Origin of the sequence: Rhizobium sp. LjRoot258 (genome assembly GCF_964254185.1) — a bacterium.
In the GTDB taxonomy this organism is placed as follows: Bacteria; Pseudomonadota; Alphaproteobacteria; order Rhizobiales; family Rhizobiaceae; genus Rhizobium.
Genome location: NZ_CAXUST020000003.1, coordinates 545,694 through 570,923, shown reverse-complemented (window position 1 = coordinate 570,923; position 25,230 = coordinate 545,694). Strand labels below are relative to the sequence as shown.

Here is a 25,230-nt window from a genome sequence, read left to right as displayed (position 1 = left end):
CCTCAGGCGCCGACGGCCTTTCCGCGCTCAAGCTGATCGGCGCCGGCCGCATACCGGCTTTCGCGGAAGGGCAGGCCGAGATGATCGCGCAGCGTCTCGCCCTTCAGGACCGGATCGAAATAGCCTCGCTCTGTGAGGATCGGCAGAACGTCCCTGGAGAAATCATCGAAGCCCTCGGCAATGACCGGGAAGCCAAGGATGAACCCGTCGGCGGCATCGCCATCCACCCAGCGGATGATCTCATCGGCAATGTGCGCAGCCGTACCGATGAAGGCCGTCCTGGGGGTCGCGACATCGAGCGCGATTTCACGAAGCGTCAGGCCCTTCTCGCGCGCGGTCTTCTTGATGCGGTCGGTGGTGGCGCGGAAGTTGTTGCGGCCGATATCGCCGATATCTGGGAAGGCTTCGTCGAGCGGATAGACGCTGAAATCATGATGATCGAAGAAGCGGCCGAGATAGAGCAGCGCCTCCTCTGTCGTGACGAGGCTCCGGATCGCCTGGTACTTGGCTTCCGCTTCTTCTGGCGTTGCACCGACGATCGGTCCGATACCCGGATAGATACCGACTTCCGCAGCACTGCGGCCATGCGCGATCACGCTGTCCTTGAGCTGGCGATAGAAGGCCTGCGCCTCCGTAAACGGCCCGCCATTGGTGAAGACGGCATCGGCATGCTTGCCGGCGAGCCTGATGCCGGAATCCGAGGCACCTGCCTGGAAGACCACCGGTTGGCCCTGTTTCGAGCGGCCGATATTCAGCGGCCCCTCGATGCGGAAGAAACGGCCCTTGTGGTTCAGGCGATGCATCTTCGTCGTGTCGGCATAGACGCCCTTATCGCGGTCGCGGACAAAGGCGTCGTCGTCCCAGGAATCCCAAAGGCCCTTGATGGCATCGATATATTCCTCGGCGATCTCGTAGCGCAGCTCGTGTTCGGGATGTTCGCGGCTGTAATTCCGGCCCGATCCCTCAAGCGGCGAGGTCACCGCGTTCCAGCCGGCGCGACCACCGCTGATGAGGTCGATCGAGGCGAACTGGCGGGCGATCGTGAAGGGGTCGCTATAGGAGGTCGAGACCGTAGCGACGAGGCCGAGCTTGGAAGTCGATGCAGCAAGCGCCGACAGGATGGTCAGCGGCTCGAAGCGGTTGAGAAAATGGGGGATCGACTGCTCGTTGATGTAAAGGCCGTCGGCAACGAAGGCAAAGGCGATCCCGGCTTCCTCGGCCTTCCGGGCAGTCCTGACGAAGAAATCGAAATTGACGCTCGCATCGGCAGGGCTGCTTGGATGCTTCCAGGCGTTCATGTGGCCGCCGGGGCCTTGCAGCATGATGCCGAAGGTGACGCGTTTCTGAGCCATGGGGATCAAATCCTCTTTGAAAACAATCAGGCGACGAGGGAAAGCCGCTCCTTGGCGAGCAGCTCGATCGAAGAGAGACGTTCGGCAGCTGGAAGGGCCGGTGTGTCGAGGACGAATTCCTTTACGCCATAGAGGCGATGCAACTCGTCGAGTTCCTTGCGGATCTGCGCCGCCGTGCCATGCAGCACGCTCGGCACCTTCTCCTCCGTCCGGTAGTCGGTAGCACCCGCCTGGCGGGCGAATTCGGCCGCCTGTTCCTCGCTGCCGACATTGACGCTCTGGCCGTTGGGCAGGAACACCTTGACGATGCGAAGGTTACCCACCCGCTCGCGGGCGTACTCCTCGCTATCGGCTGCAAAGGCAGCAAGCGCCAGGATGGGGCTCTTACCGCCGGAGGCGCGCCGGTAGGCCTCGAAGGTCTTGCGCAGATTTTCTGGATCCCCATTGAGATGACCGGCGAAAACAAGCTCCCAGCCCTTGCTCGCGGCAAGCTCGGCACTCTCGACGCTGGCACCGAGCAGAAAGCGCTCCGGCGCGGATGGCGGAAAGGGAGTTGCCTTGGCGCCTTCGTAGTTCGGATCGGCCGCAAGGTAGGTATTGATGTCTGATAGCTGGTCGGCGAAATCCGCTTTCCTGGCCGGATCAATGGCCGTCTGCAGGGCTCGTGTCGAAAGCGGAAAGCCTCCGGGTGCTTTGCCGACACCGAGATCGACACGACCCGGCGCCAGGGAGGCGAGAAGGTTGAACGTTTCGGCGACCTTGTAGGCACTGTAGTGCTGCAACATGACGCCGCCGGAGCCGATGCGGATCTTCGAGGTCTTGGCGAGCAGATAGGCGATCAGGACCTCGGGCGCAGAACTTGCGAGATTTGTCATGTCATGATGTTCGGCGACCCAGAAACGGTGATAGCCGAGTTCTTCGGCCTTTGCCGCGAGCCGCGCCGTTGCTTGGAGCGCGAAAGCGCCATCCCTGCCCTGGTCTAGAGGGCTCTTGTCGAGAAGGCTGAGAAGGTAGGTCATAGCGCCGATCTTCCTTTAAGTCGCATAATTATCTATCAAATCAGTAGACAACATGGATTATAAGGAATGACGTTCTTATTGATCGGCGCTGCGGGAAAAAAGCTGCCCCTGGGGGACGGGCAATTCATTTCACTTAAGGCGACGTCACGTCTGCCAGGCGCACGAAGGCGTGTCACCCCCGGGCCCCTGCATGTTCAGGCGGATGATCGGATCTTGACCATGTCGAGGCCATGAATGGCCCTCAGTTCGGAGGCTACCAACTTCTGAAGCTGCCAGAGATTCCGATCGCGAATACCCCATTCCTCCAGATGCTTCACGGTCAGATACAAATACTCTGCGCAAGATCCCATATGCCCGCACGCTCGAGCAAGAACGCTCGCGACTGCGTCCAATGGCAGCTTTCGCAACACGCGATCACCTTTTGGGCCGGCCCAGAAGACCAGCGCTCGCACTCTCCCCTGCTTTGTCTGAATCGGGAGCCAGCGAACGCTAGAAGCATCGTCCAATGTGCCGACCTCACGCCGGATCATGCGACGGATCTGGCCGAGGCGATCGTCGTCGCTCAGTCTGAACGCGACGCCATTGCAGCGACCTCCGTGATCAAGCGCCATCATGAGCCCAGGCTGCGTGCGCGAACCGCGCCAACGGGTCATCTCGAGACAAAATGATCGGTGCCAGCCGGTTGCGGTGCCATGACGAGCTTCGACGGCAGCAAAATCCGGCTTCCAGATCAGCGATCCATAGGCGAAAACCCAAAGCGGTTCCTGCCCGCATTCGGCCAAGAGCCGAAGCGTCAGGGCCTCAATCTCGCTATCGGCGAGCGGCGCTCGATGCGGTTCCGGGCCGGGATCGACTTCTAGCCGGAAGCTGCGAGAAACCAGATCCTCCGTCAAAGACATCCTTGATATGTGCATTGAATGTTGCATCACGGCATACTTCTTTTCCACTGCGGCGGCTGATCAGCCGCTCAGAGCAGTCCGATAACGATGAAACCAAACGATGCGACCACCGCGAGACAGTGGATGGCTTTCGACTGCATGCTTCCCACGCGCGACTGGCACCGCGGGCAGACAGGGAAATATTAGATTTAATCCATAAAGATTATAGATTGTATTTTGTACGTCTTGGTAAGGGTGTGAGAGAATTTTTGTGCAGCAAACCGCGGCTGAGAAAAATGTGACCGCGGTTCCGCGCTGGCTTTGCGCACCGGTCCATTCTTGAGCGTCCCGCAAGGCTTTGAACTGCAGATCTTGTTGCGCTTCAGCGGCGCGCTAAATTTCGCTCCCATCGTTGCGACCGGATCAGGGCGGTTCGATCGCACCGAGGGCCGCCATGAAGAGACAGCCGCGCTTTTTATCGACGGTTTGAAATCTTGTGGCAAATAGCAGCTGCCGCCAAGCAACCGCAGCAGGCCCCTTCTCTGTATGAAAAAGGGCTGGACCAAAGCGCCACCCTCATGCACTTAGGAAACAGAGGTTTCTTTGAAGGCTACGGGCTCCGTTTCCTTGCAGAGTCACGATCAGAACGGGCTAAGGTTATCTGCGGCTGAGCGTCGAACGGCAAATTACGTGCCTTGAGCGATGAACTCTGCAAGGGAGACTTAGCTGTTGCCTGCGCGTTGCTTTGGACAACGGCCCCTAGAAGAGGCGGGCGTTTCGGAGCCGTGATCTGCCCATCGGTGACCGATTAAACCACGAAGCATTTGCGTCTTTAGGGCTGAGCGATTGGAAAGGACAGGAGTTCGATGACATTTCGGCAAAAGCTTCTGGTGCTTGCAGTTGTGCCCCTGATCGTCGTCACCGTGTGCGTCACGTTGTTTCTGACATGGCAATCCACTCGGCTCGCCCAAAGCAATATCGATGCTTTCCAGGAAAACATGCTGAAATCCAAGGAAGCGGAGATCGCAAATCTGACAAGTGTTGCGCTGTCATCCATACAGTCGATCTACGACCAGGCTTCCTCCGACGACGAACTCGCAAAAAACCGCGTCGCGCAGATACTGACCTCGCTCGACTACGGCAAGGACGGGTACTTTTTTGTTTACGACTATGATGGCAACAATATCGTTCACCCACGACAATTGTTCCGGCACGGAAAAAACTCGCTCGAACTGGTCGACTCCGATGGCGACCCGGTCATCAGCGAGCTGATAAGGACGGCTCGCGATGGCGGCGGGCTCCATCAATATAAATGGCAGAAGCCCTCAACGGGCGCGACTGCAGACAAGATTTCTTATGTTCTGGCTCTTCCCAAATGGAATTGGGTCCTTGGGACCGGCGTATCTCGACGATGTCTATGCTCAGACCAAAGCTGCAAATGTTGCGATGCAGGAGCGAACGCGGGAAAGCTTCGCTATCGTCGCACTGGTCGCCGTTCCTGCAGTCTTGGTTGTCTTCTCAACGTGTCTTTATGTCACCTTCGACGAGAGGAAGATGGCGGACGGTCTGCTAAAGAAGCTCACTCAGCGCGTAATCGATACGCAGGAGACCGAGCGATCCCGTCTCGCCCGCGAATTGCATGACGGGATCTCGCAGGAACTGCTCGGCGTACGATTTGCGATGGAACCGGCTGGACGTCGAACAACGGACGCCACAGCAGATCTCAAGTCGGCAATTGACGAAAGTGTGAAGGCCCTGAGCAACACGATCCGCGAGATCCGCAGCATATCACACGATCTGAGGCCCAGAGCTCTGGACGACATGGGGCTGACGGCCGCGATCAACAATCTGGCGGAGAAATTCGCTGCACGCACGGGCGTTGAACTGTCGCTGGACATGCAGCAATTCATCGATGATCTCGTACCTCCCGCGCGTACCGCGATCTTCCGGGTCGCCCAGGAGGCGTTAAACAATGTGGAGCGCCACGCGAAGGCCACTCGGTTGCAAATCAAGTTGTGGACCGAGAAGGGACGAGCACGCATGCAGATATCGGACAACGGTCGGGGGCTCGGCCTAAAGCCGGCGGGACAGGCCGAGGGCCTCGGTCTCCAAAACATGCGCGAACGTGTTGCCCATTTCGGCGGATTAATGATTATCGACAGCGGAGACGATGGAACGAATTTACTTGTGATGCTTCCAAAATCTGCCGGCGGCGATCCCTCATTGATTGGGAAGGCGGCATGACGAGCGCTTCGCCGATCAAAGTGATCTTGATCGACAACCATCCGGTAGTCGTGGTGGGGCTCAAAGGTGTTCTGGATACCTATCAAAACATTGAGGTGGTCGGTTTCGCACACGACGTGACGACAGCGCTTCCCCTGGTTCGCGAACGTCGGCCACAGGTGGCTCTCGTTGACATCAACATGCCGAAGATCAACGGGATCGACGCGATTGCGCTGATCCGGAATGAAAGCCCTGAGACCAAAGTCATCATGCTGTCGATGCATGACAGCCGAGAATACATCTCCTCCTCGATTATGCGTGGCGCTGCCGGCTACATCCTCAAGGAAGTTGCCACCGATGAGATCGTTACGGCGATCACGAAAGTTGCGGGTGGCGACACCTATTTCTCCAGCGGAGTCCGTGATCTGCTTCTGGATGCCGGCGGCCAATCCGTAAGAGAGCGCCTGACAGGCCGAGAGCAGGAAATTGTTGTCCTGATCGCCGCCGGGAAAAGCAATCGAGAGATCGCAACTGAACTCGCCATCAGCGAGAATACGGTGGAAACCCATCGCAAGCATATCAAGCGGAAACTGGGTTTGTCATCAACCGCCGAGCTCGTGCGTTTCGTGCTCGAACATCCAGACCTCCTGGTTGACCTACCCACTGGTGGGTAGCACGAAACAAGACAGCCTCCTGCCTCTCTTGCTGTCGCCAAGCCGCCAAGCTAGCCAGTCTTGGCGCACAGGGGAGGATCTGTGCCCAGGGGAGGAAAGCCAGCGGTCGGAGCCAACTTGTGACTGACTCTAGCGGGCTTGCACATCTCCGTTTGGTCAAGTCTCGCGACTTGGGCGTTTCAAGACGAGAGGAAACAATTGTGAATACAAACTCCACCAGGAGAGCGGCGCTCTGGCTGCTCATCATTCCCTATATCGGGCTCCTCTGGGTACCTTTCTATAACTTTCACGACCCGGTCGTTTTCGGCTTCCCCTTCTTCTACTGGTACCAGCTGGCCTGGGTGCCGATCACAGCCTTCCTGACCTGGATCGCCTACCGGAGCACGCGCCATGACGACTGAGATCAACGGCACGGCGCTTGCCGTCTTCATCTTCTTCTTCGTGCTCGTCACGGTCATGGGTTTCGTCGCCGCCCGCTGGCGTAAGCCTAAGACGCTTGCCCATATCGATGAGTGGGGTCTTGGCGGCCGCAGCTTCGGCACGTGGATCACATGGTTCTTGGTCGGCGGCGACTTCTACACCGCCTATACGGTCATCGCCGTCCCGGCGCTGGTCTATACCGTCGGCGCTTACGGCTTCTTTGCGCTGCCCTACACTATCGTCGTCTACCCCTTCGTCTTCATGGTCATGCCAGTGCTGTGGAAACGGGCGAGGGATTTCGGCTACGTGACCGCAGGTGATGTGGTGCACGGCCAATATGGTTCGCGCGGGCTGGAGCTGGCCGTCGCTGCAACCGGTGTCATCGCCACGATGCCCTATATTGCCTTGCAGCTGGTCGGCATGACCGCAGCGCTGAAGGCGCTTGGTCTCCACGGCGAGGTGCCGCTGGCGATCGCCTTCATCGTGCTGGCACTCTATACCTATTCGGCAGGCCTGCGAGCGCCGGCACTGATCGCCTTCGTCAAGGACATCATGATCTACATCGTGGTGATCGCCGCCGTGGCGCTCATTCCCTCGAAGCTCGGCGGGTATGCGAATGTCTTTGCCGCCGCCGACGCGGCGTTCCAGGCGAAGGGCTCCGGCAGCTTGCTCCTGGCACCCAACCAGTATGTCGCCTACGCGACGCTGGCGCTCGGTTCAGCGCTTGCAGCCTTCATGTATCCGCACACACTGACCGGCATCTTCGCTTCGAACAGCGGCAACACGATCCGCAAGAACGCGGTGCTGCTGCCGGCCTATACTTTGCTGCTCGGCCTTCTGGCTCTGCTCGGCTATATGGGACACGCCGCGGGCCTGAAGCTCGAAAGCGCCAACGACGTCGTTCCAGCACTCTTCCAGACGCTGTTCCCGAGCTGGTTTGCGGGCTTTGCCTTCTCGGCGATTGCCATCGGCGCGCTGGTGCCGGCGGCAGTGATGAGCATTGGTGCGGCCAACCTCTTCACCCGTAACTTCTGGAAGGCTTACGTCAATCCGCAGGTGTCCGATGCCGGTGAAGCCAAGGTCGCGAAGGTGACGTCGCTCGTGGTCAAGATCGGCGCGCTTCTCGTCATCATCTTCCTGCCGACGCAGTTTGCGCTCGACCTTCAGCTTCTCGGCGGGATCTGGATCCTCCAGACGCTTCCGGCGCTGGTCTTCGGTCTTTACACCAACTGGTTCCGAGCGCCGGGCCTGCTCGCAGGCTGGTTCGTCGGTTTCTTCGGCGGCACGTTCCTGGTCTGGGATGCCGGTTGGAAGCCGCTCCATATGGTCTCCATCGGCGACACGAGTTTCACGATGTACACCGGGCTTCTCGCTCTCGCTGCAAACATCGTGGTAGCCGTTGCTGTGAACAGCCTAGTGGCGAAACGTGCGAGCCCGCTGGCTCAACAATAAGCAAAGATCGGCGGCCGGGTTTGTTTCCGGCCGCCATCTCAGCTTGCTTTACGATCCACCGTTCCACGGGTTGCCTGACGCCCCAATAAGCTCTCGACCTTTCCGAGCAGTCCCTTGAGTTCCGGTTCCCGAACGTGCGTCGCCGCCTCATGAGGCGGGAACCAGGCGATCGACCTCTGCCCTTTCTCCTTGAACTCCGTCTGCAGTGAGACGATTTCGACCAGATGGACCTGCACGATCGAGGGGACCTTGCCACCGGTGTCCAGCGTCTTCAGGTACGTGTAATAACCAAATGGCTTCTTCTTTGCCTTGCCCTTAACACCAGCCTCTTCCCAAGCCTCCCGCTCAGCAACCTGATGCGGCAGCCGCTTGTCCATGGCCCAGCCCTTCGGAATGACCCAGCGACCGGTCTCACGCGACGTGATCAACAGAACCTCGATCGCCTGGCTATCCGGCCGCCGTCTGTAGCAAATGGCGGCGTACTGATCGATCGCCTGGCCCTGAAACAGCTTGTCGGCCGCTGCCGCCAGTTGCCCGAGATAGGTTTTATTCTTCTTCTTAGGCATTCGTTTCCACCACGGGTCTCCCATCCGGCTTAATGGACCGGCTCTGGAGAAGCTCGTCCCGTTCAATCCTCAAGATGACAATCCGACATCGTCACCGCATATCTGGCGCGAGTAACAAACCGTCAATGTTCATTAGCTGACTATGCTTCTGCAGGACGACGGTGTTTGCAAGACGCATTGTCACAAAACTGTCATAAAAACTATTTTATTCCATATAAACAATCATATATAACGCCACGATCATCTGTCGTCTGTCGGGGAATCGCTCACGATGAAAGCGATTTCTTGGTCGATTAGGGATAAAAGGCTCGTGTTCACCCTCCCCGCACTGAGTCGCGCCAGATCAAATCCGCATGTAATTTCACCGAACGCCCATTGCGTTCTGTGCCTCCCGAGCAATCGCAGTGACCGGCTGTGCGAGCGTTGTCAACTGGCAGGACGACCATGACGATTGCTCGATATCATCGAAACCGACGACGCAGAGCTGATCCGGGGGCAGGCGGTTCGAATCCCGTTGCTAACCTGTTGGAGGACGTCGTTTCGAAGGCATGTCACCTTTTCATGTCGTGCTCGGTCTTTTATGACGGATTTATGACAGCTGAAATTGGGAGCACCAATAGTGAAATGGTTTCGTAAACTGATGCCGCGAGAAGATCGGTTTTTTGATCTCTTTGAGAGGCATTCGCGCACAACGGTCGGGGCGGCAGAAGCGCTGAACGCCTTGCTTGCCGGCAAGGATACGGAACAGCATTGTCAACGCATCATCGCGCTCGAAGACGAGGCGGATGACATTACGCGCGAGGTACTGCTCGCAGTCCGGAGAAGTTTCATAACGCCATTCGACCGGGGAGATATCAAGGATCTCATCATGTCGATGGACGACGCCATCGACATGATGCACAAGACGGTCAAGACGATCCGATTGTTCGAACAGAACAGTTTCGATCCCGGCATGCAGGAGATGGGCGGCATCATCGTCCAGGCCGCCAAGCTCGTGGCCGAAGCAATTCCCCTTCTGGATCGCATGGCCGCCAACGCGCAGCGCCTCGGCGTCCTGACCGAAGAGGTGGTAAAGGTTGAAGGTCGTTCCGATGAACTGCACGACCTAGGCCTGAAGGATCTGTTTCGCCGCCACGGCGCGACAAACCCGATGGCCTACATTATCGGCAGCGAGATCTATGGCGAGCTGGAGAAGGTCGTCGACCGCTTCGAAGACGTCGCCAATGAAATCAACGGCATCGTGATCGAGAACGTCTGATGGAGGCCACCCTCGCATTCCCGCTTCTTGCGGGCCTTATCGCGGTCGCGTTGTTTTTCGATTTTTTGAACGGACTGCACGATGCCGCCAACTCGATTGCCACCATCGTCTCGACCCGGGTCTTGCGGCCGCAATATGCGGTATTGTGGGCGGCCTTCTTCAATTTCATCGCCTTCCTGTTCTTCGGGCTGCATGTGGCGGAAACACTGGGCACCGGTATCATCGATCCAGGTATCGTCACACCGCAGGTCATCTTCGCCGCGCTGATGGGCGCCATCGTCTGGAATATCGTCACCTGGATGTTCGGCATACCATCGAGTTCCTCGCATGCGCTGGTCGGCGGCCTGGTCGGTGCAGGGTTGGCCAAGACCGGTACGAGCGCCATTGTATGGTCGGGGTTGTTGAAAACGGCCGGCGCTATCGTGCTATCTCCGCTTCTGGGCTTCGTTCTGGCGCTTTTCCTTGTCCTGTGCGTGACATGGATCTTCGTCCGGCAGACGCCCTTTGTCGTCGACAGCACATTTCGCGTCCTGCAGTTTGTCTCCGCTTCCCTTTATTCACTGGGCCATGGTGGTAACGACGCCCAGAAGACAATGGGGATCATTGCCGTGCTTCTCTACTCCCAGGGCTATGGCGGAGGGGAATTCCACGTGCCTTTCTGGGTCGTCCTGTCCTGCCAGTCCGCAATGGCGCTTGGAACATTGTTCGGCGGCTGGCGGATCGTCCATACGATGGGTTCCAAGATCACACGGCTCAATCCGATGCAGGGCTTCTGCGCGGAAACGGGTGGCGCGCTGACGTTGTTTGCCGCGACATGGCTCGGTATCCCCGTCTCGACGACCCATACGATCACAGGTGCAATCATCGGCGTCGGCGCCGCACGGCGCCTTTCCGCTGTGCGGTGGGGATTGGCGGGCAACATCGTCGTCGCGTGGGTGATAACTCTCCCCGCCGCTGCAGCCATTGCGGCACTGACCTATCAGATCGTGAACAGGATTGGGTGACGAACGTCTCTGATCATGCAAAACGAGTTTCGACACTCGGGCTCCGACGGCGCCAAGGGACCATCGCAGGTCCGAGCCAGATTGAAAGGAGATTTGGCACCAAACACTCTGCTTTACACGGCTGGAATAAGCGATCGTGAAGTTTGGTCCGATGATGGATCTGAAAGACCGCAATCATAGATCTCGCGTGATGCCACGTCCGCCGATGCGACCCGGTGCCACCTCCGAAAAACTATTCTCCGCGATCCGGAACATTTGTGCCACGTGACGGTTACTTGAAGTGCAGCGCTTCAGATCCACGCTGTCGGACCAGCATCGCCCTTTGCAGGTCCGGTCAAAAGCCCGGCGTCGAACCCCTTCGCGCCGGGCTTTGCTGCTCAGATGGATCCCGGCCGGCTTGCGGAAGCATTAGGTGTGTGCTGCCAACCATTCTTCTGCCTGGGTGATTTCTGAATCCATAGTGAAGACTAGATTCCCGACGGCCACCGCTGGTGAGCGTGCATGGTGATAATCTCGATGTCCCGACTGACGCGGTACGGGATGATGTAGGGAATATCGGCGAGCACCACTTCACGGGTACCCTTGATGCGGCCCGGCCGCCCACTTGCGGGTAATTCGGCGAGCACATCGACAGCCGTCACGATCCTGGCGATCCCGCGCGCTGCCGCATCGGGATTGTCCTGCTCAATATGAGCGCCGATTTCATCAAGCCGCCGCAACGCCCGAAGCGTCCAGCAAATACGTTTCCCGCTCATGATTGACGGGCAGACTTGACGTACTTCCCAACGACCTTCGCCACATCGTCGGCACTGGCAAATTCGCCGCGATCGGCCTCAGCCAACCCGGCCTCGATCTCGGCAAGCTGCCACTCCTGCTGCTCAACAAAAGCCTCAATGGCCTCGGCGGCCATGTAGGCACGGGAGCGATCCAGCTTTTCTGCGATCTGACTAAGCTTGCTCGCGGTTTCATCCGAAACACGCACGGTAAATGCAGCAGTCATGGTACCTAACTTTCCATGGTTCACTTTGATTATTAGTGAACCAAAATGGTTCGTCAAGGTTCTGCTCACGAGAGACGACTTTCGTTTTGGTGAACAGGGCCGGGCCGCGCCGGGGTCAGAGTGGCCGGATAAAAGGGACACGCCATGGAGCAGTTAATCGGCGCTGCTCGCAGCGAGATCACTGATGCGTGGCGCAAATCACGCACCCAGTAGTCCACGTGGCGACGTGGAAAAGTGGTTCGGGATGCTCCCTCGCCTCGAATGGATATGAACCCCTAAATCCTCCTTCAGTGACGTTGCCCGCCAGCGTGCCGCCAGGACTATGGACGACATCCGCCGACGCCACCGCCTCCGATAAATCATTTACCGCGGTCTGGAACATTTGCGCCACGTGCTAGTTTTTTGGAGTGCAGCGCTTCAAATACACGCTGTGGGACCAGCATCGCTCGTTTGCAGGTCCGTTCAAAGGCCCGGCGCCGATTCCCTCCCGCCGGGCTTTTGCTGGGTGGATCGCGGGTGGTTTGTGCAAATCATTCGCCAACGTTTCAGCGCCGCCGCCGGTGCGAGCTCCCGCGACGCCGCTCCTTGAGCTTTCGGTGGGCGCTTCTCAAAGAAAAAGATCCGCCTCCGAAGAGACGGATCGAATTCACATATAGTCGATGTTGCCTGTCGCGACCGATTACATCTGCGAAATGAGTAGACTGCGCCGCTAAAGTTAAGACTCTCCTAATATAGAGTTGCCTTACGACAAAACCCGCCGGCGGATGAGGTCGACGGGCGCGCCGTCGGCTTTCGGCCATGCCGCAAGATCCGACACACCAAAGTCTAGGGTGTGGAAGACCTCAGTATGATTTCTCCCGATTTCGCGGAAACATATGTTTTCAGTGTCGCCTCCGATGAGGTTGCCGACCGGGGTAGACACCCTCGATTTGAAAACAACCGCTGCTCGATGAAGTAGCGAACAGCCCGTGAGGAAAAGATAATGAACCGCGTTACGAACCTTGCCATGGCCGCCATCATCTCTTCGTTCGCTTTCGCCAGCGCAAGCTACGCCGAAGACAGCGTCACCATGAACGATGGTCCACAAATCGAAAAGACCCTGACGACCTTTAACAACGTCTTCGACGTCAAGTATCTGAACGATTACCAGAATCAGAAGGATCAGCCGTATGCACAAGATACGGCTATTCCGCGCTCCGAAGACGGCGTGAAGAACATCCAGGCTTCCATCAGGGAAAACAAGCCGCTTGTCAAAAAGCTCGCGGCCAAAGACATCAAGGTCGATGACGTTGTGAACGCCCAGCAGGCCGCCGACGGCAGCATCACGTTCTTCATTCGCTGAAGATGTCGAATGGCCCGGAGCGCTAAGCTTTGGGCCATCCCTGCCGACTGACGGCAGCTACTCGGTCATTTTTCTTGCGCCAACTGACGTGGATATCGCCGACAATCTCTCATCGCCTCACGTTGTTTTAGGCTCAAGGGAATCTGCCACAAGAATTCGCATATAATCGAATAAATACAGAACCTTGACCAGTATCCCGGATACGCCCATATTGCCCGTACACAGGAGCAACGGTCCATGTCCGTCAAAGAGCGCATCAAAAGATACAGGGAGACCGGAGGAGCTGCCGATCTCGTGAGGGTTGAAGTCCTGGTGCCAAGAGCACGTCGAGATGAGATCGTGAGTGTTGCCGCAGAATTTCGCTCCAAGCATCGGGTCGAAAGGGATCGCCTCGCGGAATTCGTCAGGATGGCGACTGAGCGATATGGGCTGTGGGTGTTCGACAACATAGATATCGACAAGTTGGACGATCTGCCGCAGAAGGCGCGCGTTGTCGCCAACGCTCTCATGGAACGCGGTGATGCGCGAGCTTATGCGATGGGACGCAAAATGGTCTCCGAACCCAGCGATGCACGATGATGGCACTGACGCAGATCCAAAAGGATATCATAGTGTCCATCGCCGGGAACAGGTCCGACACCAGCTACATTGCTGGCGGCTTGGTCTTGAATATGGATTAGCCACCGGCTGGAGCGAACATCAGGATAGCAGCGGATTCGCATGTTGCGGAATCCGGGCTTATGGTTTCGCGACGTAGTTTAATCCAGAATTTTGCCGCGATGAATCCCGATCCCCGCGCCAGTGGCACGCACTCACCGAAATTTGCCCGCCGCCCGCGCCCTTGTTGTATGCCTCGACGTCCCTGCCATCCGGGCGGGCGACTGCGCCTACCGCATGCGGTCAAGCAGCGCCCTGGCATCGACAAGGTCTCCCGTCTCGAAGCCTTCGGTGAACCAGGCGTAGATGGGGGTGAGAAGCTGGCGACCCTCTTTGCCCCGGCCTTGGTCGACGTAGAAGCGGGCGAGGCTTGTTGCTGCTCTCAACTCCGTGGATTTCGTACCATCAGCGCGAGCCATTCCTAGCGACTTTTGAAACCATTGCTCAGCAACACCGTCGTGTGGGTCCAGGCGCGACAGGAGTTCGCCCTTGGTGCGCAGCAACTCAGACACCATGTGCTTCGTGCCGGATTCAGCCGCGAGGTCGAACGCCTTCACGAGTATGGTCAATCCCTCGTTTGGATCGCCGAGCTCGCCGTACGTCTGCGCGAGGATACAAAGGTCATAGTGCATACCCGCTTCTGCGCCGGTCGCGGCTGTGGCTTCGAGCGCATCGCGCATTTCCCGGACACTGCCCGCCAGTTCCCCTAGCTGGGCGAGCGCCCAGCCAATCTTGAACCGGGCCTTCCCCGCCATGAGCCGCAAGTCGAACTTGGTGGATGTCTCAAGCTGCTGCTGCGCCAGCTCGAGAGCTGCTTCGGGTTCGCGGCGTGCGAGATAGACATTCGCTAGGTCATTCAGCGCGGTGGCCATACTGACGGAATGGGATACCCGCTTGGACAGCGCCAGCGCCTCTCGTCCGCGCTCCAGAGCCTGGTCGGGGGAACCCCGAATCCAGAGCATCTGCGCAGAGTAGTTCCTGCAACAGACACCAGGGTCGTGACCCGTATAGATATAGGTCAGGCGATGATCCCGGTCCGGGTCGTAGGTCGCCATTCCCCAGCTTGCGTGCTTCTCGGCCGCCGGATAATCCCCGAGGAAGAATTTGCTCGCCCACAACTGATGATGCGCCTCGAGGAGGAGGTCCAAATCGTTCGCGGACTGGGCGATCTGCAAACATTGGCGACCGAGATCATCTGCCTCGCGCAGATGACCGGATATCAGTTGGTATGAGGCTTCGCCCCGAACCGCCACAAAGAGCTCATTGCTGTCGTCCAGCCTCTCGCAAAGCTTGCGTGCCGATGAGAAGGCGTGCAGAACATCCGGAGCGCCCCAGCCTTTGACAGCCATTGCGGCCACGCCCATGGCATTCTGTAAATGGACTTCACGCTTCAAGCGGGTCTCCGTGCTGGGCAATGACGCGACCACCTCCAACCCCTTGCCGAGGTGGCCCAAGGCTTCGATGTTCGCCGATCGTGTCAGCGCCTGCTGTCCTGCCTTCAGCCAGTACTCTCCAGCCTGATCGGGAAGGTCGGCGGCCGTGTAGTGGTGCGCGAGCGTCTCGGGCTCCGTCTCGGCGACTTCTGGAAACTGCCGCTGCAGCGTCGACGCGATCTTCGCGTGGATTTGATGCCGTCGGCTCTTGAGCAGGCACTGATAGGCGGCATCCTGCACCAGTGCGTGCTTGAAGGCGTAGGTGGCCTCGGGGGCGACGCCATTCCGCAGGACCAGCTCGGATTTTTCGAGATTGTGAAGATCATCCCTGAGCCTGGCGGCATCGCATCCGGCGACTGCCGCCAGCAGCCGATGGTGAAAGACGCGACCGATGCAGGCGCCAATCTGCGCCATGTTCTTAACCGAAGAAAGTCGGTCGAGACGAGCCATCAGTGAATCCTGCAGGGTCGACGGAATCGCCAGCGATGACAATGCACCTTTCAATTGATAGTGATCGCCGGCGTCCACAAGGAGGCCGGACTCAAGGACTGTTTTGGTCAGCTCCTCGACGAACAATGGCACGCCCTCCGTCCTGGCCAAAATCTGGTTCTTGACGTCCAAAGGCAGGGTCCTGCCGCCGGCAACCCGGTCTACGATTGCTGCTCCCTGATCGTGTTCGAGGGGGCTAAGCGCGAGGGCCGTCACATGAGACAATCCCAGCCAGGGCGGTCGGTATTCGGGGCGAAAGGTGGCGATCAGAAGCATCCGTAGGTCGTGCAAGCGTGCGATGAGCATGTCGAGCCATTCGGCGGTGGTCGGGTCGATCCAGTGCGCATCCTCGACGACCATCACCACGGGGCGGCGCGCCGTGATCCCTTCGAGCTGTTGGATGAGAACGTTGAGCGTACGGGTTTTCTGCGCTTGCGGTGTCAGCGTCAGCGGCGCATAGCGGCCGGTGGTGTCGATTGACAACAGTGTTGCCAAAAGCGGGCCTGCTTCGCCTATGTCCGGGGTCGACTGGAGTATCAATGTCGCGATCTTGTCGAGCTTGGCGCTCGTGCTGTCGCTCCTTCCAAGTCGAGCAGCGCGCGCAAGCTGCTTGATCACTGGGTAGAGTGCGCTGTTCACGTGGTAGGGGGAACAGAAGTAGCGCAACCGTGCATGCGGCTCGGTGCTCAGTCGCTCTTCCAACGCGGCCGTCAGGCGGGACTTGCCAATCCCAGGCTCCCCCGACAGCATCACCGCCTGGCCATTACCTGTGCAAGCCTGCTCCCAGCGTTGAAGCAGAAGTTCGAGTTCCTCGGATCGCCCCACCAGCGGCGTCGCGATGGCGTGCAGCGCATCGAAGCGTCCCTCGACATCGGCCTCGCCGGTGATGCGCCAGGCTGGAACAGGAGCGGCGAAGCCCTTGAGCTGCTGAAAACCGAGGTCGATCATCTCAAACAACCCGGCGACCAGCCGATGTGTACCGTCACCTATGACGACGGTGCTCGGCTCGGCCAGGGTTTGCAAGCGTGCAGCGAGATTGGGCGTTTCCCCAACGACAGCCTCTTCCTGAGCCGATCCTTCACCAATCAAGTCGCCGACCACGACCAGACCAGTAGCAATGCCAATGCGGGCCGCAAGGGGTTTGCCCAGTGGGGTAGTCAGGCTCGCGGTCGCCGTCGCTGCCGCCAGGCTGGCCCGCACCGCCCGTTCTGCGTCGTCCTCGTGCGCGATTGGCCAACCGAAATAGGCAAGCACGCCATCGCCCATGAGCTTGGCAACATAACCCTCGTATCGAGTAATTTCCGTCGACGCCGCACTTTGGTAGGAGCGGAAAACGTCGCGCATTTCCTCGGGGTCGAGCTGCTGTGACAGCGCGGTCGAGCCCACGAGGTCGACGAACACCACGGTCAACTGCCGACGCTCGGCCTCGCGGGCCGCAGGCGCAAGTGCTGGAGAGGGCGGGAAGCTCGTCGGCGACGTGTCGTGGACCAGTGTGGCGATCGCCGCCAGAATCTTGCGACGCGGGCCGACGGGTAAACCCAACTCCTTCAAGTCTTCGTCACTGAGATGGCGAAGCGCATCGAAATCGACTTCGTTGGCGGTGAACGCCTCTGTATACTTGGCTAGTCCGAGGCGGGAAAGCCAAGAGGCAATGTCCGACATAACCACTACCTCGCCGTAGGCAAGTATACCATGGCTATCGCGCCCCCGTTAAACGCGGCATTGGATCCGATGGGAGTGAACAGCGCCGACGCCATCCGCAGACATTGCTCTCGTCATTAAAACAGTCGTGAGCGATATCGAGTGCTAGATAGCCGTGGAATGCGATTTTCGCATGTGCGTACCGGGTGAACGGACTGCAACGCCCTATGCCTCTGTATAGTGTGCAAGACCCGCGCCGGTTGCTAGCCTCTCTAGACTGATATGCCAATCGTCTGCGGCATCCAGGTCGCCGCACAGGATCGAAGGAGTTTCGACATGACGGATCAGCGTCCAGAGGGTATCGAACAGTACGACCAGCCGGCGGGCGGCTGGGGCGCGCTCAAGGCGGTCGCCAAGACGCTGGCCCATCAGCGGGTCGTTGCGCAGGGCACCATGACGCTACTTAAAGCCAACCAGCCGGAGGGGTTCGATTGCCCCGGTTGCGCATGGCCCGACCCCAAACACACCTCCTCATTCGAGTTCTGCGAAAACGGCGCCAAGGCGATCACCTGGGAATCCACGGCCAAACGCTCAGGGCCGGAGCTCTTCGAAAGCAACACCGTGTCCGACCTTTGGAACTGGACGGACCATGAGCTGGAAGATGCGGGGCGGCTGACAATGCCGTTGCGCTACAACAGCAAAACCGATCGCTACGAGCCGATCGAGTGGGACGCTGCCTTCAAGCTGATCGGTGACGAACTGAACAAGCTCGACGATCCCAACGAGGCCGAATTCTATACATCCGGCCGCGCTTCCAACGAAGCGGCCTTCCTCTATCAGCTCTTCGTCCGCGCCTACGGCACAAACAACTTTCCCGATTGTTCCAACATGTGTCACGAGGCGACCAGTGTCGGGCTTCCGAAGTCGATCGGCGTCGGCAAGGGCACCGTTACGCTGGAGGATTTCGACTACGCCGACGCGATTTTCAGCTTCGGTCACAATCCCGGCACCAACCATCCGCGCATGATGACGACGCTGCACAATGCGTCGCGCCGCGGCGTGCCGATCGTCGTCTTCAATCCGCTGAAGGAGCGCGCGCTCGAGCGCTTTGCCGCGCCGCAGGATCCCGTCGAGATGGTAACGTTGTCGTCGACACCGATCGCCTCGGCCTATCACCAGTTGCGCACCGGCGGCGACCTCGCGGCACTCAAGGGCATGATGAAGGCGGTGTTCGAGCGGGACGCCGCCAATATCGCTGCCGGTGGTCCCGGCGTGCTCGACCGCGCCTTCATTGAAGAGCATACAGCGGGCCTCGACGCCGTGCGCGCGGACGTCGAAGCCGCGAGCTGGGACCAGATCGTCGCAGTCAGCGGCCTTACCAAAGACGCAATCGACAGTGCCGCCGATGTCTATGTGAAGGCGAAGAATGTGATCGTCTGCTACGGCATGGGAATCACCCAGCACGCCAACGGCACGGACAACGTACAGCAGATCGCCAATTTGCTGATGCTCCGTGGTAATATCGGCCGGCAAGGCGCTGGTATTGCTCCGATCCGTGGTCATTCGAACGTTCAGGGTGATCGGACGGTCGGGATCACCGAAATCCCCAACAAAGCACTCCTCGACGGAATGGAGCGAGCATTCGGTTTTCGTCCGTCCGGGGACAAGGGCCACAATGCGATCGAGGCAGTGGAGGCCATCATCGCCGGTGAATCCAAGGCGCTCATCTGCCTTGGCGGCAATCTCGCCGTCGCCATGTCCGATCCTAAGGCCACGTGGGAGGGCATGCGCAAACTCGACCTTGCCGTCCATATCGCCACCAAGTTGAACCGGTCGCATCTCCTGACGGCAAAGATATCACTGGTCCTGCCGTGCCTCGGCCGTACCGATCTGGACACGCAAGCGTCAGGCCCGCAGGCCGTAACCGTGGAAGACTCGATGTCGATGGTTCATGCCTCTCGCGGTTTCCTGAAGCCACCGAGCGAGAGTTTGAAGTCCGAACCGGCCATCATTGCCAACATTGCCAAGGCGACGCTGGGCGATCGCTACGGCATCAACTGGGACGAGCTGATTGCAGACTATGACCGGATCCGGGAGAAGATCGAAGTGGTCTTTCCCGACTTCCACGCGTTCAACAAGCGTGTGCGCGTGCGCGGCGGATTCCGGCTCGACGTCGCTGCCTCCTTCCGTCGGTGGAATACGCAAAACGGCAAGGCGAATTTCCTTGTCGCCCCTGGCCTGGACGAGGATCCATTGATCAAGAACCCGGACGCTTTGGTCCTGACCACGATCCGCAGCCACGACCAGTACAATACGACAGTCTACGGCCTCGACGATCGCTATCGCGGTGTCTTCGGACGGCGCGACGTGATCTTCATGAACAGGGACGACCTGGCAGGGCGCGGCCTCAAGGATGGCGACCGGATCGACATTCGCGGGCTCGTCGGGGCTGGCGAGGGAACGCATCTCGTGCGGGGTTTCACGGCGGTCGAATACAATATCCCGAAGGGTTCGGTTGCCGGCTACTACCCGGAGATGAATGCCGTCGTGTCTCTGCGCCACTACGACCGCATCTCGGGAACGCCGTCCTACAAGGGCGTGCCCGTGATGGTGGCTGCCAGCAACGGCTGACCGCGCGTGTTTGAGATCACTCTCCCGGTATCGCCGATGCCGGAGAGTGTTGCCGGCGCGCCGCTTTCTTGCGCCTGCAGTCGTCCCGCTTGCCAAGGCCTGCACCATTGGCTCATCCAACTACACCTAGGTATGATTCAGCGCAGCTGAGCGGGCGACTAGCCTTCTGGCATCAGCCACCGAAGCGCTCGGTTTGATCCGGGCAAGCTGCGAGGATCTCATCATGTACCAGGATTCCATCACCAACTTTGCCGAGTCCGGGGAACACAAGGCACTTGTTGTTCGCACCCAGTTCTTCGCCTTCCTCGTCGGCGCGGCGATGGCTGGTGCCTATATCGGTTTCGGCGACGTCCTCATGTTCACCGCCGGCGCGCATGCCGACCCCGCCTGGTCGCATCTCCTCATGGGCGTGGTCTTCTCGTCAGCGCTGACGATCGTCGTGTTCGCTGGCTCCGAGCTCTTCACCGGAACGGCGATGTATATGCCACTTGCCGTGTTGACGCGGCGCGCGCGCTTTTCGGACACGCTGCTCGTCTGGTGCAGTGCGTGGATTGGCAACCTGATCGGCGCAGCGATCCTCGCCGGCCTGTTCCACATGGCAGGCGGCGGCGTGCTTCTCGGCGATGGAAGCCAAACTTTCTTTTCGATCGTCTCGGCCAAGATGTCGGCGAGTTCCCGCGAGCTCTTCGCCCGCGGTGTCCTATGCAACTGGCTGGTCTGCCTGGCGATCTGGATGGCGGCTCGCACCGATAATGCGGCTGCCAAGATCATGCTGATCTTCTGGCCGATCACTATCTTTGTCGCCGCCGGTTACGAGCACTCCGTCGCCAACATGTTCACCTTCTCCATGGCGCTCATGGGCGATCATCCCGCAAACATCACCCTTGCCGGTGCGATCCACAATTTGCTTTGGGTCACCCTTGGCAATCTGATCGGCGGCTCGGTTTTCATGGCATTGGGTTATTGGGTGCAGTTCCACTCCAGCGGGCACGTTTCCTTTGTGCCCACTCCCGTGACTGTCCGGGCAACGCTCTCCGCCAACCGGAACCAGAAGTGAGGCTGCCATGGGCCGACCTGCTCAACATCGAAAGCGCTTGATCGACAGGCGCCAACGCTACGACGTCCGCAAAACGTCGGCACTCGACGTCGACGCTAAATCGCAATGCGATCCTACAAGACGAGGACTCGCCTTGAACGATATCATCGCTCCTGCCTTGCGGGACCACACCTATGTATAGGTTAGACTGGGCCAGGAAGAAGATATGGTCTCGGCAACATAGGCTGGGGCAATAATGTCTATAGCGTCAACAATTCTTCGCACTCACGATGCTCAAGGGGGCCATAACCTGGCCTTCGGCCTGATTGCCGTCGCGCTTGCGGCCGCGGTCTTTTACGTTGATACCTATACGGACATCGAGGGCGCCATCGCGGTTCTCTATGTCGTCACCATGCTGCTTGCCGCCCAAGCAACCACGCGCACCGGCCTGCTTGTCATCGCAGCCGTTTGTGCCGCCCTCGCGCTTCTTTCCTACGCCATGACGCACGGCGACGATGCAGACCTTCAGGAGACAATTCGCCTGATCGTCGCTCTTGCTGCGCTGTTCGTCACGACCATGCTGCTCCTGAAGACCGAGAGTGCCCGCCTCGCGCTGCTTTCGATCAATTCCGCGCTGAAGGAGAGCGAGGCCCGATACCGGTCGATTTTCGATCGCACCCGCGTTGCGCTGTGGGAGCGAGACTATTCGAAGCTGCGCAGCTATCTGATGGATCTCAGGGCGCAGGGCGTGACCGACATCAAGGCGTATGCGCGCGCCAATCCGGCCATCATCGATCACTGCGTCGGTCTCATCGAAGTGGTCGCGGCGAACGAAGCGGCACGCGAGCTGCTGGGACCTCAGTCCTCCGCGGGCGGCGCCCTGCGGCGCTCCATCATCCCCGGGCAAGAGAGATTCCTTGACGTGCTGCAGGCGATCATGGATGGCGAAAGGGTCTTCGAAGACAAGGTAGAGGTACGGGCGGAGAATGGTGAGGACAAGCTCGTGCTGCTCAGCATCAGCTTTCCCGAAGACCCGGCCGCCTTCCACCGGGTTGTCGTCAGCATGGTCGACATCACCCAACGCGAAATGGCTCTGAAGGCCTTGGCCGAAGCGCAGGCGGAGCTGACAATGGCATCGAAGGCCGCAACGGTCGGCGCGATGTCGGCATCGCTTGCACACGAGCTCAACCAGCCGCTCGGCGCGATCGTCGTCAATTCGCAAACGCTGCTGCGGTGGCTTGATCGCGATCCGCCGGATCTCGCCGCCGTGCGCCGTTCGGCCGAAAGAATGATCCGCGACAGCCAGCGGGCGAGCAAGATCATCCACAATACGCGCGGCCTGCTTTCGCCTTCGCGCAACAAGCTTGAGAACGTCAGCCTGGACAGGCTGATCGACGAGACGATGGCCCTGATGGAGCACGAGCTGCAGCGGAGTAGCACGACCGTGCTTGTCGACCGGATGCCTGACATTCCGCCTGTCTCGGCCGTGAAGATCGAGTTGCAGCAGGTGCTGATCAACCTCATGACCAACGCCATTCAGGCAATGGATGAGGCCGGCAGCCCGGAGCGGATCATTGGGATCGCGACGGAGCGGCCGGATATCGAGCATGTGAGTATTGCCGTGCGTGACTCCGGGCCCGGGATCACCGAAGATGCGAAGAACAAGCTGTTTGCCCCGTTCTTCACGACGAAGGCGACCGGCATGGGCATGGGCCTGTCTATTTGCCGCAGTACGCTGGAGGCCCGTGGTGGAAGGCTCGATGGAACCAATCATCCCGAAGGTGGCGCGATCTTCGAGATGCGCCTGCTGATAAAGCCGGAGGTGGAACATGCCTGACGGGCGCAAGTCACAAAAGGAAGAGCTCGGGTCCGTGGTCTTCATCGTCGATGACGACCTCTCGATGCGAGAAGCGCTCACGGACCTGTTCTGCTCGATGAAGTTCGACGTGCAGGCATTCGAGAGCGCGACGGCCTTCATGGAGACGGCAAACGTCAATCGCCCTGGCTGCATTCTCCTCGATGTGCGCTTGCCCGGTGTCAGCGGCCTGGATTTCCAGACACAACTGGAGCGCATCGGCAGCCAGATGCCGATTGTCTTCATGACCGGGTTCGGGGACATACCGATGAGCGTGCGGGCAATGAAAGCCGGCGCCGTCGACTTTCTGACCAAGCCCTTCAAGGATCAGGAGATTCTCGACGCGGTGGCGACGGCGATCGAGCGCGATGCAGTGCGCCGGCGCCAGAATGCGCAGAGCCAAGCCGTCGCCTTGCTGGCGGAAAGCCTGACACCGCGTGAGCGCGAAGTCATGGAGGCGGTGGTCAGGGGGCTGATGAACAAGCAGATCGCCTATGAGCTCGGCATCAGCGAGGTCACGGTGAAACTGCACCGCGGCAATGTGATGCGGAAAATGGAAGTTCGCTCGGTGGCCGAGCTTGTGAGAAAGGCCGAAGTGCTGGGCGATGGCGCACGACCACCTGTATCTTAGAGCCGCCTGCCGCCCTCGTCTGATTTAGCGGCCTGCAATCAGCTACCCTCGCACAGAAGAGCTTGCGCCTTCCGGGTCTATTAGGCCGGGCCGAGCGTTCAGGAGATGGCTCGATATCTCGGCGCTGGCCGGCCAGCACATACCTTTCGCGAGACCCGACTAGACCTGCGTATAGATGTGCGCACGCCCTTCCGGTCGTAGCCTCTGGTCGTCACATTCACGACAGGAGGACACGATGTCCAGGTTCCCAACGAAGCCAACCGTCCTCGTCCAAATATTGGACGGTATCAGCAATTCAGTTTCGATCCGACTTAAGCACACGATCGATGCGGCGTGCGCTGTCGGCGGTCTCTGGATGCAACCTCAGTATCTGCCCGTTCGCATTCGCAATGACGCCGGCCGGCGCGCGACCTACCGCGATCGGCCTCGCTGACGCACCCTTCACGCACGACGTTCAATCTTCCTCGTCCGGAGCCCGGAAATGACGACTATGCGCACGACTGCCGAACCTCGAAAGCATCGGCGACCCGCCTTGGCGGTCGCCACCGTCGTCCTCGTGGTTGCGGGCGTATCGGCAGCGTCGTTCTGGGTTGCCGGGAGCGGGCCGACTGCCGCGGCGCCCACTGCAGTCGTTCCGGCAGTACCAGTGCAGGTCGCCCTGCCGTCAGTGCAAGAGGTGCCAGTCTACCTTGATGGTCTCGGCACCGTACAGGCAAACTATACGGTCAACATCACGCCCCGTGTCGATGGCGAGCTTCAGAGCGTCCAGTTCACGGAAGGACAGGCGGTCAAGAAGGGTGACCTTCTCGCCATCATTGATCCTCGTCCCTATCAGGCGGCCGCCGATCAGGCTGCTGCGAAGATCAAACAGGACCAGGCTGATCTTGCCAATGCGCAGTATCTGCTTGCCAAGGACGAAAAGCTCTCCCAGCAGCAGATCGTGACGCAGGAGACCGTTGAGCAACAGCAAAGCCAGGTCGCAAGCGTCACGGCCCAGCTTGCCGAAGACCAGGCGGCCAACGAGGCTGCGGATGTCTCGCTATCCTATACCGAGATCCGGTCGCCGATTGATGGACGTACCGGTATCCGTCGGGTCGACATGGGAAATCAGGTTCACACCACAGACACCACCCCGATCGTGACGATCACGCAGACGCAACCGATCTCGGTGGTGGCGACGCTTCGGGAAGATGATCTGAGCGCCGTGCGGGATGCTATGAAGTCGGGTCCGGTGGAGGTTATCGCGCTGTCGATGGACCGATCCAGGACGCTCGCGACCGGCATGCTTTCCCTGATCGACAACGTGATCGACCAGAACAGCGGCACCATCCGCATCAAGTCCACTTTTGAGAACGGGGACGATGCGCTGTGGCCAGGACAGTTCGTGTTGCTGCAAGTCAAGCAGAAGACACTTCATCAGGCGATCACAATCCCGTCGTCGGCACTGCAGCGCGGCGCGGATGGTTTCTTCGTGTACGTTGTCGACGGCAACGGCAACGCTTCATTTCGCAAGGTTACGCCCGGCTCGACCGAAAACGGCCGCGCTGTCATCACAAGTGGGCTGACCGGCAACGAGCAGGTTGTAACTGCCGGTCAGTATCGGCTCGATGCGGGCACGCATGTCTCCGTGCAGCAGTCTTCATCCAGCGCGACGCAGAAGGAGTAGGAC

The 25,230-nt window shown here is 59.3% G+C and carries 20 protein-coding genes and 2 pseudogenes; 14 read left to right on the top strand and 8 right to left on the bottom strand.

Features of this window, described 5'->3' with window-relative positions:
* Positions 1-2: 2 nt before the first annotated feature.
* From ACSQ9D_RS31205 to ACSQ9D_RS31195, 3 genes are all read right to left on the bottom strand, one after another.
* Entirely contained in the window at positions 3-1,352 is a 1,350-nt protein-coding gene (locus ACSQ9D_RS31205; protein WP_436285645.1) for an LLM class flavin-dependent oxidoreductase, read from the bottom strand.
* Positions 1,353-1,378: 26 nt separating this feature from the next.
* Positions 1,379-2,371: an MsnO8 family LLM class oxidoreductase gene (locus ACSQ9D_RS31200; protein ID WP_436285644.1), complete on the bottom strand. Its 993-nt coding sequence runs from the start codon at positions 2,369-2,371 to the stop codon at positions 1,379-1,381.
* A 194-nt stretch (positions 2,372-2,565) separates the two neighbouring features.
* The gene (locus tag ACSQ9D_RS31195) at positions 2,566-3,297 is read right to left on the bottom strand and encodes a gamma-glutamylcyclotransferase (protein ID WP_436285963.1); all 732 of its coding nucleotides are present in this window, start codon (positions 3,295-3,297) and stop codon (positions 2,566-2,568) included.
* Between the two features lie 818 nt (positions 3,298-4,115).
* On the opposite strand from ACSQ9D_RS31195, the pseudogene ACSQ9D_RS31190 reads away from it, so the two are divergent.
* The 4 genes and pseudogenes from ACSQ9D_RS31190 to mctP all read left to right on the top strand — a co-directional run bounded on the left by ACSQ9D_RS31190 (position 4,116) and on the right by mctP (position 8,018).
* A pseudogene (locus ACSQ9D_RS31190) lies at positions 4,116-5,493 on the top strand (cache domain-containing protein).
* A complete protein-coding gene (locus ACSQ9D_RS31185) occupies positions 5,490-6,146 on the top strand; it encodes a response regulator (RefSeq protein WP_436285643.1) in 657 nt (218 codons plus the stop codon). Before ACSQ9D_RS31190 ends, ACSQ9D_RS31185 begins: the two are co-directional and overlap by 4 nt.
* A gap of 200 nt (positions 6,147-6,346) precedes the next feature.
* The gene (locus tag ACSQ9D_RS31180; protein WP_051971004.1) at positions 6,347-6,547 is read left to right on the top strand and encodes a DUF3311 domain-containing protein; all 201 of its coding nucleotides are present in this window, start codon (positions 6,347-6,349) and stop codon (positions 6,545-6,547) included.
* Positions 6,537-8,018: a monocarboxylate uptake permease MctP gene (gene mctP, locus ACSQ9D_RS31175; protein WP_436285642.1), complete on the top strand. Its 1,482-nt coding sequence runs from the start codon at positions 6,537-6,539 to the stop codon at positions 8,016-8,018. The genes ACSQ9D_RS31180 and mctP overlap by 11 nt, the downstream gene beginning before the upstream one ends.
* A 38-nt stretch (positions 8,019-8,056) precedes the next feature.
* Here the strand turns inward: mctP and ACSQ9D_RS31170 are convergent, their stop codons facing one another.
* Both ACSQ9D_RS31170 and ACSQ9D_RS31165 read right to left on the bottom strand, forming a co-directional pair.
* Positions 8,057-8,584 (bottom strand): NUDIX hydrolase, encoded by a 528-nt coding sequence (locus tag ACSQ9D_RS31170; protein ID WP_436285641.1) that lies wholly within the window; start codon positions 8,582-8,584, stop codon positions 8,057-8,059.
* A 314-nt stretch (positions 8,585-8,898) separates the two neighbouring features.
* Positions 8,899-9,077 (bottom strand): annotated as a pseudogene (locus tag ACSQ9D_RS31165) (LacI family transcriptional regulator); the annotation flags it as partial.
* Between the two features lie 123 nt (positions 9,078-9,200).
* On the opposite strand from ACSQ9D_RS31165, the gene ACSQ9D_RS31160 reads away from it, so the two are divergent.
* Both ACSQ9D_RS31160 and ACSQ9D_RS31155 read left to right on the top strand, forming a co-directional pair.
* Positions 9,201-9,842, top strand: a complete 642-nt coding sequence (locus ACSQ9D_RS31160; RefSeq protein ID WP_436285962.1) for a DUF47 family protein — start codon at positions 9,201-9,203, stop codon at positions 9,840-9,842.
* A complete protein-coding gene (locus ACSQ9D_RS31155; RefSeq protein WP_037125499.1) occupies positions 9,842-10,846 on the top strand; it encodes an inorganic phosphate transporter in 1,005 nt (334 codons plus the stop codon). Before ACSQ9D_RS31160 ends, ACSQ9D_RS31155 begins: the two co-directional genes overlap by 1 nt.
* Before the next feature lie 467 nt (positions 10,847-11,313).
* Here ACSQ9D_RS31155 and ACSQ9D_RS31150 read toward each other — a convergent pair whose 3' ends face one another.
* Positions 11,314-11,601 carry a type II toxin-antitoxin system RelE/ParE family toxin gene (locus ACSQ9D_RS31150; RefSeq protein ID WP_436285640.1) on the bottom strand — a complete coding sequence of 96 codons (288 nt, stop codon included), beginning with the start codon at positions 11,599-11,601 and terminating at the stop codon, positions 11,314-11,316.
* Positions 11,598-11,846, bottom strand: coding sequence for a CopG family ribbon-helix-helix protein (locus tag ACSQ9D_RS31145; RefSeq protein WP_436285961.1), 249 nt, complete (start codon positions 11,844-11,846; stop codon positions 11,598-11,600). The genes ACSQ9D_RS31150 and ACSQ9D_RS31145 overlap by 4 nt, the downstream gene beginning before the upstream one ends.
* Before the next feature lie 982 nt (positions 11,847-12,828).
* Between ACSQ9D_RS31145 and ACSQ9D_RS31140 the strand changes: the two genes are divergently transcribed.
* Together ACSQ9D_RS31140 and ACSQ9D_RS31135 are read left to right on the top strand one after the other, a co-directional pair.
* Positions 12,829-13,188 (top strand): hypothetical protein, encoded by a 360-nt coding sequence (locus tag ACSQ9D_RS31140; RefSeq protein WP_436285639.1) that lies wholly within the window; start codon positions 12,829-12,831, stop codon positions 13,186-13,188.
* A 237-nt stretch (positions 13,189-13,425) separates the two neighbouring features.
* Positions 13,426-13,767 (top strand): hypothetical protein, encoded by a 342-nt coding sequence (locus tag ACSQ9D_RS31135; RefSeq protein WP_436285638.1) that lies wholly within the window; start codon positions 13,426-13,428, stop codon positions 13,765-13,767.
* 308 nt (positions 13,768-14,075) lie between these two features.
* Here ACSQ9D_RS31135 and ACSQ9D_RS31130 read toward each other — a convergent pair whose 3' ends face one another.
* Positions 14,076-17,429 carry an AAA family ATPase gene (locus ACSQ9D_RS31130; RefSeq protein ID WP_436285637.1) on the bottom strand — a complete coding sequence of 1,118 codons (3,354 nt, stop codon included), beginning with the start codon at positions 17,427-17,429 and terminating at the stop codon, positions 14,076-14,078.
* Between the two features lie 315 nt (positions 17,430-17,744).
* Between ACSQ9D_RS31130 and ACSQ9D_RS31125 the strand changes: the two genes are divergently transcribed.
* From ACSQ9D_RS31125 to ACSQ9D_RS31100, 6 genes are all read left to right on the top strand, one after another.
* A complete protein-coding gene (locus ACSQ9D_RS31125) occupies positions 17,745-20,039 on the top strand; it encodes an FdhF/YdeP family oxidoreductase (protein WP_436285636.1) in 2,295 nt (764 codons plus the stop codon).
* Positions 20,040-20,262: 223 nt separating this feature from the next.
* A complete protein-coding gene (locus tag ACSQ9D_RS31120) occupies positions 20,263-21,096 on the top strand; it encodes a formate/nitrite transporter family protein (RefSeq protein WP_436285635.1) in 834 nt (277 codons plus the stop codon).
* Between the two features lie 235 nt (positions 21,097-21,331).
* On the top strand, positions 21,332-22,912 hold the full coding sequence (locus tag ACSQ9D_RS31115) for a sensor histidine kinase (protein WP_436285634.1): 1,581 nt from the start codon (positions 21,332-21,334) through the stop codon (positions 22,910-22,912).
* The gene (locus ACSQ9D_RS31110) at positions 22,905-23,561 is read left to right on the top strand and encodes a response regulator transcription factor (RefSeq protein WP_436285633.1); all 657 of its coding nucleotides are present in this window, start codon (positions 22,905-22,907) and stop codon (positions 23,559-23,561) included. Before ACSQ9D_RS31115 ends, ACSQ9D_RS31110 begins: the two co-directional genes overlap by 8 nt.
* Positions 23,562-23,796: 235 nt before the next feature.
* Positions 23,797-23,994 carry a hypothetical protein gene (locus ACSQ9D_RS31105; RefSeq protein WP_436285632.1) on the top strand — a complete coding sequence of 66 codons (198 nt, stop codon included), beginning with the start codon at positions 23,797-23,799 and terminating at the stop codon, positions 23,992-23,994.
* 48 nt (positions 23,995-24,042) lie between these two features.
* On the top strand, positions 24,043-25,227 hold the full coding sequence (locus ACSQ9D_RS31100) for an efflux RND transporter periplasmic adaptor subunit (protein WP_436285631.1): 1,185 nt from the start codon (positions 24,043-24,045) through the stop codon (positions 25,225-25,227).
* Positions 25,228-25,230: the final 3 nt, after the last annotated feature.